This is a genomic window from Saccharicrinis sp. 156 (genome assembly GCF_050589685.1).
Lineage (GTDB): Bacteria > Bacteroidota > Bacteroidia > Bacteroidales > Marinilabiliaceae > Saccharicrinis.
Genome location: NZ_JBNGOS010000027.1, coordinates 67958 through 87261, shown reverse-complemented (window position 1 = coordinate 87261; position 19304 = coordinate 67958). Strand labels below are relative to the sequence as shown.

9 protein-coding genes are annotated in these 19304 nt (G+C 38.5%); 2 read left to right on the top strand and 7 right to left on the bottom strand.

The features are described 5' to 3' along the window. Positions 1 to 169 precede the first annotated feature (169 nt). From ACRD64_RS16870 to ACRD64_RS16840, 7 genes are all read right to left on the bottom strand, one after another. Entirely contained in the window at positions 170 to 973 is an 804-nt protein-coding gene (locus tag ACRD64_RS16870; RefSeq protein ID WP_430934628.1) for an HD domain-containing protein, read from the bottom strand. A 79-nt stretch (positions 974 to 1052) separates the two neighbouring features. Beyond that, complete coding sequence (locus ACRD64_RS16865; RefSeq protein WP_430934627.1) at positions 1053 to 2150, bottom strand: aldose epimerase family protein; 1098 nt, start codon at positions 2148 to 2150, stop codon at positions 1053 to 1055. A gap of 272 nt (positions 2151 to 2422) precedes the next feature. Continuing rightward, positions 2423 to 3931, bottom strand: a complete 1509-nt coding sequence (locus ACRD64_RS16860; protein ID WP_430934626.1) for an alpha-L-fucosidase — start codon at positions 3929 to 3931, stop codon at positions 2423 to 2425. Between the two features lie 3 nt (positions 3932 to 3934). Continuing rightward, entirely contained in the window at positions 3935 to 5458 is a 1524-nt protein-coding gene (locus tag ACRD64_RS16855; protein WP_430934625.1) for an alpha-L-fucosidase, read from the bottom strand. 29 nt (positions 5459 to 5487) lie between these two features. Continuing rightward, positions 5488 to 6984, bottom strand: coding sequence for an alkaline phosphatase D family protein (locus ACRD64_RS16850; RefSeq protein ID WP_430934624.1), 1497 nt, complete (start codon positions 6982 to 6984; stop codon positions 5488 to 5490). An 892-nt stretch (positions 6985 to 7876) separates the two neighbouring features. Continuing rightward, the gene (locus ACRD64_RS16845) at positions 7877 to 9460 is read right to left on the bottom strand and encodes a sulfatase family protein (protein WP_430934623.1); all 1584 of its coding nucleotides are present in this window, start codon (positions 9458 to 9460) and stop codon (positions 7877 to 7879) included. 11 nt (positions 9461 to 9471) lie between these two features. Continuing rightward, positions 9472 to 13041, bottom strand: coding sequence for a VPS10 domain-containing protein (locus tag ACRD64_RS16840; RefSeq protein ID WP_430934622.1), 3570 nt, complete (start codon positions 13039 to 13041; stop codon positions 9472 to 9474). Positions 13042 to 13227: 186 nt separating this feature from the next. Between ACRD64_RS16840 and ACRD64_RS16835 the strand changes: the two genes are divergently transcribed. Then, positions 13228 to 17391, top strand: a complete 4164-nt coding sequence (locus ACRD64_RS16835) for a hybrid sensor histidine kinase/response regulator transcription factor (RefSeq protein ID WP_430934621.1) — start codon at positions 13228 to 13230, stop codon at positions 17389 to 17391. A 217-nt stretch (positions 17392 to 17608) separates the two neighbouring features. Further along, the gene (locus ACRD64_RS16830; protein WP_430934620.1) at positions 17609 to 19108 is read left to right on the top strand and encodes a sulfatase family protein; all 1500 of its coding nucleotides are present in this window, start codon (positions 17609 to 17611) and stop codon (positions 19106 to 19108) included. Positions 19109 to 19304 lie beyond the last annotated feature (196 nt).

The following is a 19304-nucleotide window of genomic DNA, read 5'->3' as shown; positions in this document are numbered from 1 at the left end:
TCTAATGCATATGGCGGGTTCAAATATATTTTCCCACTTTTTATCAGCATGGCGGTCATAGCTGGCGTTATTATGATGCTAGCGGTGACAATAAACTATTGATGCAATACCTCACACGGCAATATTGAGGTATCCTGTGCAACGGGGGTACCAACAAATCGGTGCAAGGTTATTGAAGACCAAAATGTGTTTGCATCAATTCGGGAAAAGGATTTTTCAAATAGTCCCGTACCTTCATATAAATCTGCGAAGTAGTCTCGTTTTGCGGCATGGTGTTATAAATCATTTCCAGGTATCCTTTTTCCTGCAGAATCTGCAGAGAAGGCTTAAAATTGAAGTCAAACACCCACGATAGCTGCATGACCTTAATGTCTACCTGATTTCTAAGGTTCTCCCGGGCAATCTGTTCTTTTGCCAAAATTTGATCCAAAACCCGATCAGAAACATTTTCTCCTTCAGGCATTTCCCAGGTAAGCGTATGGTTTCGCTCATTTTCGCAAGTTGTGTAATAATCTGTTATTACTTTAAGAATATCCAACTTATCGGCATCGCGGATAAGCTGGGCGAAAAAAAGGTTTTCTCCAGAAAGATCTTCGGGTAGCTTTAGTTTGTTATGGTGACGAATTGCAACCAACAGTTTTTCAGCCTCTTCAAATCCTTCAAGAAATTTATCTTCTTGTAAAACCTCAACTGAATATTTTGCATGGTCGACAGAAACAGCATCGTTAAAGGTATTGAATTCAACCAATTGTTTGAACCGACCAATGTCGTGAAACAAACCTATGGTAACAGCGAGGTTCCTCGAATTGGGATCAAGTTTTAACTTGTCTGCCAATTGCCCACAAATTTCGGAAACCCGATAAGAGTGTTCATGTTTAATTTTAAAATTTCGTTTCTGATCTTCACTAAGTATGTTAAAAGAAGAATAGTAAATGTCGAAATTTAGCCGTGCATGCTTAATCCAGTTTTCCATAAGAACCAATATTATTAGCGCAAATGTAGAAAATAAATTCACCTCGAAAACTTAAATTTTGTTATCTAATCCTGTAGTTTTATTTCACGCCAAAATCATAAATCACCACTTCTTCGTATTTCTCTCCAGGCCTGATTAAAGTTGGGGGGAAATTAGGACAATTAGGTGTATTCGGATAATGTTGAGTTTCCAGGCAAAATGCCATATGTTTACCATATTGAGTTCCTTTTCCAATAAGTTGGTCACTTATTGCGTTTCCTGAATAAAACTGAACTCCAGGTTGGGTGGTACTAACTTCCAAAGTTCTGCCTGAAGCCGGTTCATATACATCTATTACCTTTTTAAATTCGCCAATTGGTTTATTAAAGCAATAATTGAAATGATAACCTCCATGGTTCAACTTATGGATATTCTCACCAATAGGGGTTGGAGAAGTTAAGTCCCAGTCCGTACCTTTTACCGTTGAGATACTGCCGGTCGGCACAATATCTGCATCAATCTCAGTATAATTATCTGCATCTAATGTAATGATATGTTTATAGATGGGTTCTTTGCATCCGGTCAAATTAAAATAACTATGTAGGGTCATGTTAATATGGGTAGCTTTATCCGTCACGGCTTCAAATTTAACATGGATAGCATCATCATCAGTCAAGTTATAGGTCACATACGCATCAACGTTACCAGGAAATCCTTTGGTGCCATCAGGTGAGAAATAGTGCATTTTTATTCCTTTACCCAGTTCGTTTTCTATTATTTCACTTTCCCAAACTGTTTTATCAAATTCATTAGCCCCATGTGAGCAATGTTTGTTGTTATTTGCATCCAGATGATAGGTGACAGAATCAATCGCAAACTCTGCATTTCTAATCCTGTTAGCTACGCGACCTATTACTGCACCAAAACAAGGATGCGGTTCGGTATATTGTTGTAAGTTATCGAAACCCAATACCACATCGTCCATATTACCATTTTTATCTGGAACAACAACTGAAGTGATAATTCCTCCAAGGTTGGTTATTTTAACCACCATTCCTTTGGAATTAGTTAAGGTGTAAAGCGTAATTTTTTCGGAATCAATATTGCCCCAATGTTGTTCGGTGATAGCAGTTTTTTGCGCTTTACAGGATAATACTGTAATGGACAATGCTAATAAAATAAGATGTTGGTTTTTCATTGTTTGATAATGGTAAGATAAATAGAGAACTAATATCAATATAATTTTTGAGTTTTATGCAGAATTATGTGAATGAAACCGACATAGCCGAAGCAAATAATTGAGTACACAATCTTGCTAAATCGGGAGGGGAAGGACAGACAACAGCCCTGATTATATATATGCTTTGCCATTTTTACAAACAAATAAATTTTAATTTCTAGTAATACCTTTTCCAGAGTTTAAACTTTGGAAAAGAATTCATTTATTAAGTCATCGCTAAAAATAAATTGCTAATTCCTTTCTATTTTAACGACATAAGCAAAGTCGCAGGGCTTTTCCTTAGGCATTGTTACTTTAAGGCCATCTATGGTTTGCTCCCACTTTAGATCTTCTTTAGATCCCAATATGCATACAGACTTAATATCACCAGGAAACAGTTTCCCCATAGAACCAAGTGTACGAATAATCAATTCTTCGCCTGGCCAATCCAATACAATTGCATACAAGTTTTTGCCATTTTGTGTAAAGCGGATGTCTTTGGCAGTATACTTCGGGATTAGGTTACCTTTATCTTTTCCTTGCCCATGGTGTCCCGGATTAGTAACCTCTGTTGGACCTTCACCAAAGAAAACCCAAGGTATGGTGCTATAAATAGCCTCACCATTAATTTTTAACCAAGAACCCATTGCATACAGCTCTTTCGTAATTTCAGGAGCAAAAGTTCCATCAGCCTTCGGAGGAACGTTTAACAACATACGGCCGTTTTTACTGGTCATATCCACCAGCATGTCTACCAAAGTTCCCGCATCTTTAGGTTTGTTTACCGGGTTATAAAACCAGGTAGATTTCCATTCGAAGTGGCGTTGCATGTTGACATCAGCCATCCAAGGGTCATATTGAAGGCCGATCAGATTTCCGTCCTCAATATCCCGCATACCTATTCCAACAGGAACATCATGTGATTTATAGATAAATTCTACCTCTTTATTCCATTCCAGTCCCTTATTAAAATAATGGGCAATCAGTTTTTGCTGATATCTTTCCGGCGTACCGCCAATATTATAAGTTTCGTTAGGCAATAACCTGCCTCTATCCGCATAACCTTTAAGTTCGGCACCTACAGTTCCTCCAAATCCGGTATCGAACCAGATCATATCCGGTTGGTATTTATCAACAGCTTCGGTGATTCGGTCATACCAGGCATCAAAAATTACTTCGCCCACTCTGCCATCATTCATGGTCGCGTATTTTGAATTATCTTGACGTGGATCCAAATATGTACTATCCTTTAACGATAAAGTTCCCCACATCCTACTCCAAAAATCACCTGTATGAAAGGAAGATACAATGGGCATATTTCTTTTACGAAGCTCTTTGGCCAATTCTCCATAGATATCAATTTTAGGCCCATGGTTAACCGAATTCCAATCTGTTAAATCACTATCCCAATTCAATAATCCGCTTCCATGCCAGGCAACGGGTCCTCCAAATTGAGCACCAGCTTCCTGAAACAGGTCAACCCATTCTTTAGCATTAAATTTTTCTCCTTTCCATTTTTCAATGGCTTCCAGTTTTGTTATTTCATCTTTCTCATAAAGCCTCTGAACTGTTTGCGGTCCCCAATGACAATAAATACCGAATTTCATTCCATCCAACCATTCAGGAGTAGTATGTTTTCGTAAAGATGACCAGCTTGCTTCATACTGTTCGTGTTTTGTTTCAGAGTGCGATTTTTCTTTGGTTGCTGAATTGCAACTTAACAAAACTACAACTAAAATTATTGGAAATATATTTTTCATTTTTTATAGCTTGTTTCTTTCAATTTTAAGTACATAGGCAAAATCACATGGTTTTTCTTTCGGAAACTGAACGCTTAAACTTTTGGCATTTTGAGTCCATTTCAATTTTGTATTACTCCCTATTAAGCTGATGCTTTTAATTTCGTTTGGATATAATTTTCCGTTGTAACCCAACGCCTTGAAATCAAGCTTCTCTTCAGGCCAGTCCAATACAATGGCAAATATGTTTCCATCTTTTTGCGTATAGCGAATATCTTTTGAAGTATATTGAGGAATCTCTGTTCCTTTGTTTTTTCCTTGTCCGTGATGCCCGGGGTTTTTAATATAGGCGGGGCCTTCTCCGTATATGGTCCAAGGTGTAGTGCCGTATATTGCTTCACCGTTTAATTGAAGCCAGTCACCAATTTTGTATAACTCCTGCTTTACATTTTCGGCAAACGAACCATCGGCCATGGGAGGAACATTCAAAAGGATTCTACCATTTTTTGAAGTGATATCTGCCAGCATATCTACAATGATATTGGCATCTTTAATCACATTTTTAGGATTATAAAACCAAACCGTTGGCCAAGTTATGTGCTGCTGCAAGTTAATGTCGGCCATCCAAGGATCAAACTGCAAGCCATCCAGGTTACCGTTTTCAATATCGCGCATAGCCACACCTGGAGGTATATCGAAACTTTTGTAAATTAGCTCTACTTCTTTACCCCAGTCCATAGCTGCATTAAAATAACTGCTGATGTATTCCTTTTGAATATCTTCGCGAATGCCATCAATGGCAAACTCATGTTTCGACTTTACATCTGTTATTTTACCGCCTACCAATTGCTTTCGTAATTCAGGACCAACAGTTCCCCCAAAACCTACATCAACCCAAACCATATCGGGTTGATATAGTTCATAACCTTCTTTCATACGATCTAGCCAGCCTTGTAAGTATTCATTCGTATACCTCCCTTCAGGACCATGCACTTTCGGTGTATTTCCATTTCGGGCATAATCACCTTCTGGGCTTAAATAACTATTGTCTGCTTTGCTCATTGGCCCCCACAATGTTGAACTATGGAACGACGCCATCAGTTTCATGTCAGTTTTGCCGATTTCTTTGGCCAACTCTCCATAGATGTCAATTTTTGGCCCTTTTTGGGCAGAGTTCCAGTCTGTAATCTGGCTGTTCCAGTTTAAGCAGCCGTTTACGTGCCAGGCTACCGGACCGGCAAATTGGGCGCCAGCCTTTTGAAATAGATCTACCCATTCGGTCGCGTTGAATTTTTCACCTTTCCAATGCGCGATAGCTTCAGAATCGGGCATATTGTTTTTGCCTAACTCCAATTTTACCGATTGCACTCCCCAATGACAGTAAATACCAAACTTGGCATCCAGCAACCATTGTGGTGTTTCATGTTTTTGTAAAGAAGACCAATTAGTCTTGTATTTTTCTTGTGCCTGTGTTTTTTCTTCTTTAGGCTTGGATGTGCATCCAAATAGTATTACAAAAACAAGCGGTAATAATAGATTCTTTTTCATGATTATTTTAATATGGTTGTTCTTATTGTTTATTGCGGTGTCAACATTTTATAGGATAATTTATGCTCTTCCATGATATTCCCAAATTCATCAATTAATCTGAAAGTAACTTGAGGTTCTCTTTTTTGCGTGTTAAAAGTGAACTCACCAAAAGCTTTTAACCCTAGTCCTTTATAACCAAACAATTGATTTGTTGGATCTTTTGCCATCGCATCGGGGCCGGGAACACCACCTAATGAAGCAGCTTCAAATTCATACAACTTAAATCCAGATTCTCTGGGAATGGTAAAACCTCGTGCACCATGTCGGTCACCACTAATCAGTAGTACCCCGGGAATGTTTTCTTTTTCTATCAGGCTAAATACCTCCTCCCTTGCCTGCTTATCCCAGGTTCCCCAAGAGTCTTTACCGTTTGATATATCATCGCTCCACATGGTACCGCTTGAGATTATTTTGAAAGGTGCATCAGAGTTTTTTAAAGCTTTTTTTAACCATTCAAGCTGCTCTTCTCCCAAATATGAAGCATACTTATCCCTTTCCTGGACCTTACGGCACGACCTGGTGTCGAGCATTATTAATTCAACCTGACCTATTCGAGTTTTGAAATAAACTCCTTCTGCATTTCTTGGAGGGTTGTTCCAATTATGACGCCATATTTTACGTATCTCTTCCCTGTCTTTGGCTGTAAACTTTCCGGAAACGCCACTAAGGTCATTATTCCTATAATCGTGGTCATCCCAACTGGTATATAAGGGCGTATTTGCTGCGAGTTTTTGCCAGGGTCGTGATATATCCCTTAGCTGATAATCGGAACGGTGCATGCCAAAATTTTTGTTCCTGTCATCTACTGCGATATCTCCCAATAACATCATGGCATGAGGTTCTCTTTTTAAAACGGTGTTGATAAGGTTGGGGTTATGAAGCCCAATCTTATGAAAACAAGAGCCAAAAACCAACCTCACCTGCCCTTTATTGTTGCTCTTCGGTGCCGTTTTAAAAGCTCCTGTTGCAATAATTGTGTTATTAGATAAAACATGATAATCATAGTCTATATTGGGCGTTAACCCGTCAATTACAACACGTTGCTCCTTTCCTGCAACAACGGGATTCAATACAAACGTTTTTTCCTTTTTACAACCTGTTTTAACTACCTTAATCAGCAGCATATTGTCACTTGAAGGACGAATCCATATACTAACTCCATCGGATTTTAAATCTCCCAGCATCGGCCCACCCATTAAGCTCACGCCATTGTTTACTGCAGCCTCAACAATTTGCTTATTGGTAAAATCAACCATGTTGTTCTGAAAAATGCGTCTAGCGTCAAGGTAAAATTGTTTAATATTTGGTGGAACAGAGGCATAGCTATTGAGCAACATGGTGTCTATGTGCAGACTTCCCTTGTGCGCATCTTTTAAAGTGACATTAAATGTTAGCGAAACTTTGTCAACAATTTGAGAAAGGCAATTGCTTGTACAAAAAACTGTAAAAAACAGTAACGGATATGTTAATTTGTAAGATTGCATCGCTTGTGTTTTTTTCATTATAAAATTAAACAAAGCTAATATTTGGCGGGTGAAAAATAATGCTCGTTTAAGGGTGTTTAAGTAAAACTTAATAGGGTATAGAGCAAGGTATGGTTAAATATTGGGGTAAAATTGAATTACTATTCGCTTTGGTGTCAAGTTAAGTTTACGACTTCGGTTGTTTCATTAGCGCCGTTTTTCCAACCGGCTGTCCATAGCCCTCAAACTATGGGCTAAAGTCAATGGTAAAGCAGAAGAACAGGCAGGTATATCTCCACCTTAAAAGGCAGGGGTGTAGGATATAATTTTCAACACGATTAATATAATAACAAATTTAATCCTACCTTTTGTGGCAGGGCATATAAGCTTTAATCTTATTTATTGGCTATGCCATGACCGTATTCCTTAATTTGAATTCTATGACATACTGACAAACAGTTTAATTCTTTTTTTCAATTAATTGGTCAAGGTCTCCGTTAGCTTTTATTTTCTTTAACTTAACATATCCTGTATTAATCAAATGAACTCCGGAACCAGCTTCGGGCTAAATATCTAAGTGTATATTTTCAAACATTACTGACCGACTAAGTATTGTTTAGTCTATCGTATTGATTCAAATAGCAAGAGTTTTAAACTAATAAGCATTCTGTATGGGTAATCAATCCGCCTTCAAGCAAAAGCGATAAGAAAGAAAAGCACTTATTTTTAGCTTTTCCAAGTCAGCGGTGGCTTCTTTGTTTTCGATTTTGCAGCTGTAAGCAAAAATGAAAAGCCCGTCGTCTTGAGACAAATATGGGGATTTTTTAATACTTGGCTAAACGCTTATTTCGCTAAACCCAAACCAATTAATAATAAAGCTCAATTTATTATTTAAGTGGTATAAGATGACTTTTCATCGATCCCAATTAGTTTCCAAGATTTTTTCCAGCAGCGGAAAACCATGATCTGTCTCGTTCAGTACAATCCTTTGTTTTTTTAGTTCTTCTTTCAAGGATGTGATTACATCTGCATAAGCCGAATCATTATATTTATTGTACATTTCCCGGGGATCTTTCTTTAAATCGTAAAATTCCCAGGCTACAGGCCATTCCTTTTCTAATAAATCGCCATAGCTTTTATTCCAGTAAAATTTTCCAAATTCTTCCTTTGGCAGATAATGATGACTGTAATAAAAAATAAGCTTATACTCTTTTGTTCTGATACCCAAATGCGCAGGCACATAATGATGTATCATATGCATCCAATAGCGGTAATAAGTAGCCTGTCGCCAATCATGCTCTTTCCTGCCTTGCAAGGTATTCACAAAACTCTTACCTTGCATATAGTCAGGGGTCTGCCCTCCTGCCAATTCAATTAGTGTAGGAGCAAAATCTGTATTGTTTACCAGTAGATCAGAAACTGCTTCCTCATCCATCATTTTAGGATAGCGGACTATAAGAGGCATACGCATCGATTCATCGTACATCCAACGTTTATCTATAAAGTCGTGGGCGCCCAACATAAATCCCTGATCAGCAGTATAAACTATGATGGTATTATTCCAAAGCCCTTCTGCTTTAAGATAGTCAAAAAGTCTTCCTAAGTTATCGTCAATACCTTTTACACAACGTAAATAGTGCTTTAAATAAGTTTGGTATGCAGCAGAGGTCGCATCTTTCCCTCGCAATGTAGAGTCCTTAACATATGTGTTGACATAGTTGGCTCGCGAATGTCTCGACGAAACAGAAGAACCTATTATATTAGTCAGGTTGTTGTTTGAGCCTTTGATGGCCTCTGAGCCAAAATAAGGTTGGTTGTATAGGTTAGAGGGTTCTGGAATTTTTATATTTTCTAAATAATCGGCATAACGTGTTGCAAACTCGAACTTCCCATGTGGTGCTTTATAGTGATGCATCAGGAAAAAAGGCTTTGATTTATCCAATCCTTTTAAATAATCAATAGTGGAATTTGTAATTACATCCGTAGAATGCCCTCTGGAATTACTCAGGTTATTAGGCCACTCTCCCCTGCCCTTTTCTTTAAATACGGGATTGAAATATTTCCCTTGGCCGGGTAACACCTTGTAATAATCAAAGTTTGCCGGTTCATTTTTCAAATGCCATTTGCCAATAATAGCGGTTGAATACCCCAACTTTTTGAGCTCTTTGGGTAAAAATTGTTTGGCCGTATCCAAGGCTGCATCTAAATCCAATACCCCATTGGTTTGTGGGTATTGCCCGGTTATAATTGAAGCCCTGCTCGGGGTGCATATCGAATTATTACAAAAAACGTTTTCAAACCGCATCCCATCAGATGCTAGTTGATCAATATTTGGTGTGGGATTAAGACTACTGTATAAACCCTGATATGCTCCAATGGCATGTGCGGCATGATCATCGGACATAATAAAAAGGATATTGGGTTGCTTAGGTCTGCTTTTTGCCGAACATCCTAACAATGATAAACTGATAAATATGAATGAGATATATTTAATCATAGAAAGGGGTATTAAATTTTAATAAAATTGGTAAGCATAGATTTTTCTTTGGTCGTGATGACCAAAAAATAATAACCTTTTGTCAGTTGCGCTATTGATATCTGATTATTCATCTGTTCTTCAATTACTTTCGACAATACCTTCTTGCCCGAAACACTAAAAACATCAACCACGGCTTCTGAAGTATTAGTTGTTGCTGACTTTATGGTAATATGGGTTTTGGCCGGATTTGGAAATACATGCAATTCTTCGTACCCCACGATGCCTACCGAAACGTTTTTAGGTTCTACGGTAACCGATACATCGGAGCTAATATTTGTATTGACTAACCGAACACTTATAGTCACGGTTCCTTGTTTAACGCCTGTTACCTCACCAATAGCGTTAACGGTTGCTATACGCTCGTCACTAGAACTCCAAATGCCATTTTTAATATAAGCCTCAGATGGAGATACGGTAAATGACAGACTTTTTATTTCACCTTCAAGAATGGAAAGTGAAGATTGATACGTACTAACCCGGGTAGGAGAAACAGCTTCATTTGGGTTAGGATCGATAGCTGTGTACCATCCACTTCCATACGTAGACGCGTAATACTTACCTGGTACATAATTGTCGATAGCTATATCATTAATTCTATCAGACTGTCCGTTTCCTTTGTTGATTTTAATCCAGTTCTCGCCACCATCTTTTGATAGGAAGGTTCCTGCATTTCGGCCTTCAATTTTGGTATTGGCTAAAGTAGATAACAAAATGGTTTTAGGATCATACATGGCGGTTTCAATTCGGTTTGTCCACGGATAGTCAAATATCTTTGCCCAGGTTTCCATATGATCATCACTTACCCATACTCCTCCGTCATTGGCGTTTCCGTTTTTGCTTCCTGCCGTAATATATACCTTTCCATCCTCCGAAAAATGAATATCGTTAATTCCTTGGTCTCCCGAAATATTCTTGGTTGATTCTACTTCAGCCCAGTTTTCACCTTTGTCTGTCGATTTAAAAAGTCCTCCATTGTAGTTTTGTATAGTAACGTATAAGGTATTGTGCTCGTTGGGATCTATCGCAATCATGGTAGCATCCAGCGATTCAGGCAATCCAACATTGGTCTCCGTCCAGGTGGCACCGCCATCGCTCGATTTATGCACGCCCCAATGTATTTCCGAATCTCCAACAAATTCCAGACTTCTGGCTTTTTTAGGTACCACAAAGTACATGTTGTCAGGATTAACCGGATCGAATGTTAAGTGAATTTGATGTACGGACTGATCACCTGAATGACTGTTGATATCCCAATATGGAACCGCCTCGCCATGTTCACTCCATGTTTCTCCGCTATCTGTCGATCGCATCAACTTACCCTTTTTAGCTTGTCGGAAAAATAAAGCATAATGCATGGTGGTATCGTGCGGGTGAACAGCATACCAGCTTAAAGAGTTTTCTTCAGGCAGTAGCTTGTTGAATGTAGCCGCCTGTGCTCCCGAACGTACCTTATCGCCTTCATTGTTAGTTGTCCACAAACTATTTTCTCCGGCAAAGCAGAAAACCTTGTTGGCCATAAGTGGATGTTGAGAGAATCCATGCCCCGGAACATTACTGTTTCCTGCACCAACATACCGCTCCTCTCCTTTAGCTGTATATTCATCATCAATATCAACCCAACTTTCGCCTTTGTCGTAAGACATTAATGATATCTTAGCCATTTGGGTATGAAGAACAGAACCATCCGCATTGAACTTTACGAAGTTACATCCTTTTCGCTCATAAAAATCGCGGTTTATCCATTCCTTTTTATATTTGAGCGAGATATTGGTTTCCATTGGGTTAGTGCGGCTGGTCCAATAACTATAATCATCTGAACCTGCTTTCCAGGCCTTCCCGTTTCTTAAACATACATGCCAATTTTGCCCTCCATCGGTACTACGCCAAACCTGACCTGGTTTAAAGTTATTGCGTGAAGCGTTTGAATATTCATTATTGAGGTAAATATTATTTACATCATTCGGGTCAATCTCAATCGTATTGTAACGAATTGTTATTGCAGATGGCAAATTGGGGTAGGCTGCTTCAAATTCCTCATCGCTCATATCAAAAACATAAGCTGCACAATGGAAAAAACTCTTTTTAATATCCGAATTACCTTGAAATTGACGCATATCCAAAGCCAGGTTTCCAGCAATCTTTTGCCAGCTCTCACCTCGGTCTGTACTTTTAAACAAACCTCCTTTGTCGTCGGTAATGGTATTTCCATCTGATTTCCACATTGGGTTGCTGATGACAATCATAGTCAGGATATCATCTTTCGGGTTATAATGATAATCCATGGCGCGGAGCATATCGTAATCCATGCCTGAATCCTTTTTAACCCATAAGTTTCCTCCGTCCATACTCTTGTAAAACCCTGTGCTGGTTGAGGCATAAACTATATCAGAGTTTACTGGGTCAACCAACAAAGTTTCTATCCCGGTTTCAGGTTCCAGTCCATTAATTTTTAAGGTCCAGGATTGCCCCTTATCTGTACTTTTCCAAATTTTATTGAGACTGGCAGGATCGGCTAATATTCCTTTAGGTTGAGAGTACGGATAAAGGTTACTACCCAGATTTCTAAGGCGCCCTCCTCCTGCATACCAGATATTATCATCCTTTGGATCAACGGCAACAGCATCTACATATTTACCATCAAAGGTTGTTACTGCTAGCCTTGTCCATTTGTGGCCCCTGTTTTCCGTGTAATAGATACCTTGGTTTCTTTCGTCGGTGCACATTCCAAAATCGGCGTCCTGACGCGAAAAATCCAGGCTCGTTAGCTCAATTGGCCCTCGATATCCACGTCTGAAATCTGTCTCATCTTCGTTAAGAATGGATTCGTAAGTAAAGCCTTTGTCCCAGGTTCCATAGGAGTTGCCCATATTGGGGCCAATAAACAATACATTAGGGTCGGTGGGATGCCAAAATGCCGATTTACAGTTCCCGCTCATGCCCGGACCAAACTGGGTCCATTGAATACTTGGGTCTGATTCTACCATTTTAGTTTTTAAATCATTGAAAAAACTTGGTTCATCAATAACCTGTTCTATCTTAAAGTCGTCCAGGAAATATTGCGCGTTCCCGGCACTGTTCGATCTGAAACTAAATAATACATAACCATTATTGTAATTGCCATCAGGGGTGAATTCGGTAACATATTGAGCCCAATCGCTACTAGTCCAGGAATTAATATTGATTTGCGCCAGCTTATTATCGGCATGATCGAACAGTTTTATATTGGTTTCGTTATTATCGCTAGGTGATATTGCCTTATACCAAAACGAAAGTTTGTAAGTAATCCCTTCCTCCCAGTTAATACTTTTAGTTGTGGTTAGGTTTCCTTTCTGAGTTGACGTATTAAACGTCATTTGATAACCGTAAGAGCCCGAGCGGGTTGCCTGTTCACTTCGTTCAAACGTTGTCAACCTTGTTCCTAAGGTAGAGCTCCAATCTGTTATAATTTCATTTTCAAAACCGCTTTCAAAAACGGTTTCGTTACTCCAAGAATTGATACAAAACAAAAAACAAAGAGATAGTAGCACATTTTTTTTCATACTGTAGAATTTTTCCATACATCAAATATCTGATGAAATAATATAAATGATAGGTTGATAATGATACTGAAAATGGGGTACAAACAGGACTAGGTACACATTGATATTAAAAACTTGTGGATTATCGCATGAATTGATATAATATTGTATTTATTGTTTTTGGAGATATACTACTAATTATTTGCCATGCGAAAAAGAATCTACGTTTTATTGTTCACATGCGTGATGACGCTTATGTTAAACGCCAGCAAATTCAGGCATCTTACAACTTTAGAAGGTCTTTCGCAGAACGATGTAAATTGCATTTTCCAGGATAGCCGGGGCTTTATATGGATAGGTACAAACGATGGATTGAACCGGTACGATGGGTATCAATTTAAGATATACAGAAAACAGCCCAGGCAGAAAAACGGGCTTGTTGGGAACATTATTCAATCTATTACCGAAGATAACGAGGGCAACCTATGGATTGGAACCAGTGATAATGGCGTGTGTAAGTTTAACGTTACCAACAATCAATTCACCTCTTTCTCTAATACCGTAGAAAATCCAAACCTTTTACATACTAATCGAATTGTTAGGGTAAAGGCTGATCAATACCAAAATATTTGGGTGCTTACCCATAGGGGACTAAATGTCATTAAAGTAACTAATAACAAAATAGTTACCGTTCCATTTAAGAGTATCACACACAATAATAAGGTAGCAAAAGATGGATATATAAAAGATATTTGTGCAGATTCGCAGGGTAATATTTGGTTAGGGACTTTATATGGTATCAGAAAAATAGATCCTGTTACTTATAAAATTGAAAAATCGTTTGTTAGTGGTCAAGGCGCCAGGTCAGCTTCAAAAATTTATGAAAGAAATAATAAGATTTTTGTTCTGAATACCAGAGGGGTTCAACTATTTAATAAAAAAGACAAGGTATTTAACTTTGTATTGGAATATAAGGGTGCAAACCAATTTGAATTCGACAACGAAGGCAATTTGTGGTTAGGAACATACAACGGTGTAGTTTATGCAAAAAGAATAAGTACGGATTCGCTGCGTTATAAAGTGGAAAAAGTATATACAAGTGGTGTTGAAGATGGTAGCTTAAGTAAAGATATAATAGTAGATTTATTTAAAGATAAGTCCGGTTTAATTTGGGTGGGAACCAACGGTGGAGGTCTTAATATTTATAATGCAAAGAAAAAACTATTTAATCACTATCAAAAGAGCAGAACGGCAAGCAGTATTTCGTACAATAAAATACGAAGCATATGCGAAGATGAATATAGCGGCTTATGGATTGGCACCGATGGTGGCGGCATAAACTATCGGCCTTCTAACAACAATTCTGATTATTCTGAAGGTTTCGTTCATATTAAAGCAGGAGATGGAAGGACTGCAGGAAGAGGGTATGCCTTGGCTGAAGACACCATAAATAATGTAATGTGGATTGGAACTGCCTATTCATCAAAAGTTTTAGCATTTGATACCAGAACCGGGAAGGAAATAAATATTGACAAATGGAATCTAGACATTAAAAGGGCTGTATTTTCGGCAATGATCGACCGCCATGGTTATGTGTGGCTTGGTACCTATGGAGGAGGTCTGTGGAGGTTGAAACCGGATGGGAAAGGAGGATATCAACAGGATAACTTTATAAAGCAAGAAAAGAGTTATTCCTTACCTTCCGATCTAATTCGAAGCCTTTTAGAGGATAGGAATGGAAATATTTGGGTGGGCACTGCGGATGGATTGGCGAAAATAAAAGAAAAGCATAAGTACAATGCCAACCCCAAATTTTTTACCTATAGGAACATTGCCAACGAACCCAACAGCTTGAGCCATGATTATATCTTACCTATATTCCAAAGTTCCGAAGGGGATATATGGATCGGAACTTTGGGTGGAGGGCTGAATCGTTACCGTGAAACCAAGGACGGCATAGGTTACTTTGAAACCTTAACTACCGATGATGGACTGCCCAACAATGTGATTAAAGGTATTTTGCAGGACGAAGAAGGGCACCTTTGGATTTCGTCAAATGCAGGCTTGACCAAATTCAACGTTAAAAGTAATGAAATGACTAATTACGATGTTGATGATGGCTTGCAGGATTACGAATTTTCGGAGTTGGCTTGTTTTAAACGTAGGAATGGAGAAATGATTTTTGGAGGGGTAAACGGTTTTAACAGCTTTTTTCCAAAACAAATAACTGAAGACAAATCCTTGAGTCAGGTTGTATTTACTCAACTCGACATTTTAAATCAGCGGGTTGAAATTGGAGAGGAAATTCATGGCCGTTCACTACTAACAACAGATTTGAATGATACCAAAGAGCTTCAGCTAAAATATTCCGAAAATAGTTTTACGGTTTATTATGCAGGATTACATTTTGCTGCTCCCCGTAAAAACCAATATAAATATATGTTAGAAGGTTTCGATGAGGATTGGATTACCACATCCTCCGAAGCAAGGTTCGCAAAGTATACCAACCTGCGACCAGGCACATATCAGCTTAAAGTATTGGCTTCCAACAGCGATGGCATTTGGGGAACTGAGCCCAAAACAATAGACATTACAGTAATTGCGCCTTGGTGGCTATCCGGTTACGCGCTGTTTATTTATACGGTTGCCATTGTTATTTTGCTGTTGTTTTTCCGTAGATTCTCGATTATTGGCGTACAGCAAAAAAACCAATTGTTGATGGAGCGCTTCGAGAAAGAAAAGGTGGAGGAACTTTCCCAAATGAAACTCAGGTTTTTCACCAATATCTCACATGAGTTCCGGACTCCCCTGACTTTAATTATAGGTCCGATAGAAAAGTTGATCAAGGATAAATCTCTGATGTCAGAAGAGAAAATGGACAATATCCACAATATTATCCACCGTAATGCCACGGTCTTGCTCAGATTGATCAACCAGCTGATGGACTTCCGTAAATTTGAGCAAGGCAAAATGAAACTGAGAGCCAGCCAGGGTGATATCGTGAAATTCATCAAGGATGTATATGCTTCCTTTGAGGTTTATGCCGAGCAAAAGAAAATAGAATTCTTAATGTCTTTTACTTCCCATAAAATACCCATGTATTTCGATGCCGAGAAACTGGAGAAAGTAATATATAATCTTCTATCTAATGCTTTTAAGTTTACCCCTGAGGGTGGCAAAATAAGTATTGACGTTAACGAAGATAAATATATGACCTATATAACCGTGGAAGATACCGGGGTAGGAATGGATAAAACCATGCAGAAACATGTTTTTGAACGCTTCTATCAATCCGACAAAATAGAGAATAAAAAATATGGTAGTACCGGCATTGGACTGGCTTATTCAAAAGGTTTGGTTGAAATGCATAAAGGTGTAATAGATGTAAGCAGCGAAGAAAACAAAGGAACAAAATTTATGGTGTCCTTACTGAAAGGTAAAGATCATTTTAGTAAGAAAGAGGTGGATGAAACAGGAATATACCAGCCGATAGAAGATGTGGTTTGGGTAAATACAAAAAAAACTTTAGCGCATCCCGAAAACAAAAATAATGAAACCTCGGTAGATACCGCTGACAAAAAAACTTTGCTTATTGTCGAGGACAACAATGAGCTGCGTAGTTTTATAAAAGAAAGCTTGAGCGATGAATACATTGTGATAGAAGCCGAAAACGGTGAAGAAGGATTAGAAAAATGTAAACAAGATAATCCTGATTTAATAGTAAGCGATGTGATGATGCCTAAAATGGATGGCTTTGAAATGTGCAAAACTATCAAGGAGGATGTGGACGTCAGTCATACCCCAATTATATTATTGACGGCCAAAACCTCAAGCGAGCACCGTGTGAAAGGTTATAGCCTGGGTGCCGATGCTTATGTTTCCAAACCTTTTGATTTGGAAGTACTGAAGGTTCGTATAGAAAACCTTCTGAAAAAAAGAGAAGAAGCCAGAAAAAACTTCAGCCAAAAAGTAGAAGTAACACCTACGGAAGTTGCAACCACCTCGATGGATGAAAGATTCCTGGCTAAAATACTAAGGATTATTGAATCCAAAATTGGCGATTCGGAACTTACCGTGGAAGAATTGGCTTCGGAATATGGAATTTCAAAGGTGATTTTAAATAGGAAACTAAAGGCACTAACCGGAATGACGGCGAAGGTATTTATCCGATCTATTCGCATAAAACGTGCAGCCCAATTACTTACTACAGGTAGGTATTCTGTTGCGGATGTTACCTACGAAGTCGGTTTTTCCGATTTAAAATATTTCAGAACCTGCTTTAAAAACGAAATAGGTCTATCCCCATCAGACTATAAAAGGGAACATGCAAATGATGGAGAAGAAAATGACGAAAATGAGGATACAAAGTAAATTCTTATACCCATGGCCTCATATTATGGGTGTAAGAATATTTTAAAACAAATGGATTCCGTATCGTGCATTTCTCAAATGTTAAAACTCATTTAACCTGTTAATTAACCGATAAAAAGTTAAAACCACCTCCTAAACCCGCTATTTATACCCCGTACATCCTTATCTTATTATGTATTTTCACATATTGAAAAAATGCAACTAAAAATCTGCAAACATGATAAGGTCAAGTATTCTAATACTGTTATCTCTAGCTGTACTTACAGGATTAAAAGCACAAATCAAGCCCAATGTAATTGTAGTGTTGGCCGATGATATTGGCACGGGTGATTTATCGTATTACAGAAAAATGCATTCCGATAATATTGTGTTGGAAACGCCCAACCTGGATAAATTAGCCAATACTGGTATGGCTTTTACCAACGCCCACTCCCCTGCCGCGCTTTGTGCCCCTTCACGGTATGGAATCATGACCGGGAACAGTTGTTTTAGAAGTGATTTTCCCTGGGGTGTTTGGGGAGCATATGAAAAGTCGCCAATTAAAAAGGATCAACTTACCTTAGGTAAACTAATGCAAAAGGCGGGTTACAACACAGCTTTCTTTGGCAAATGGCACCTGGGTGGCGATTGGTACAGAAAGGATGAGCAAGCAACCATATACCGAGGCCCCCGCAACAAACCAGAGTTGGATGTGGATATCTCGAAATATATTGGTGGCGGCCCTAAGGATCAAGGATTTGACTATGACTTTACTTTCCCTGCCGGAATCCAGGACGTTCCCTATGCTTGTTACGAAAATGAACTGTGGTATCCGTTGGCCAAGGATTCCAAATTTGATTTTATCACCCAAAAAAAGATGGACAAACTCAATTTTAAGTTGGATAAAAGTGAAGGATTAGGCGATTCTAACTGGGATCCGCATAAAATGGGACCACTACTTATTTCTAAAGCAGTTGATTACATTAATGGTAATGCACAAAAGAAAAAACCATTCTTTTTGTATTATTGCGCTTTAGCCGTACATCTGCCACATACCCCTTGCGATGAACTGGACGGGGTTAAAATTAAAGGAACAACTCCATGTGCCCATATGGATATGATCAAGGAACTGGATGTTCAGATGGGAATGCTGATAAAAGCACTTAAAAAACAAGGTATATACGATAATACTTTAATTATTTTCACATCTGACAACGGAGGTTTAACCAGAAGGGAAACCTTGGCTACAGGGCATCAACCCAGCAGTATCTATCGGGGTGGAAAAAATAGAATTTTCGAAGGGGGACATCGGGTTCCCTTTATTGCATCCTGGCCCAAAAACATAAAAACCGGTACAAGTGACAAACCCATACTGGGATTAGATATCATGGCGACCTTAGCAGATCTGACCAATCATAAAATTGCAGAAGGTCAAGCCATGGATTCCAAAAACATTTGGCCCTATTTAAAAAACAAGGAAGCAACAATACATCCCGAATTAATGCTGCAAGGTGGAACACAAAAAACTGTGGCCATCTCTGAAGATAACTGGAAACTGATCATCCAAATTGATAAAAAGGACAAAACAGATAAAATCAGAGAACCTATTGCTCTTTTCAACCTTAAAAATAATATCTCTGAAGATGAAAATAAAAACCTGATCCATTCACCGGAGCATAAATCAGTGGTAAATAGCTTGTTTCAGAAGTATAATAAGTTAAGGGACAGTAGTCAGTGATCGGTGGTCAGTAAACAATGGTCACTTGTTAATTAAGGATAGTAAAGTTCCCCAAAGGGACAATAGCAATAACCAAGCATAACACCCTTAGTATAATCATGTAAATCAAACCAACGCATTACAAACTATATTTAATATACTTAGGAAATCTGCGCCGGAAACTATGTGAAACAAGAAATACCTCTGCGAAACGCTG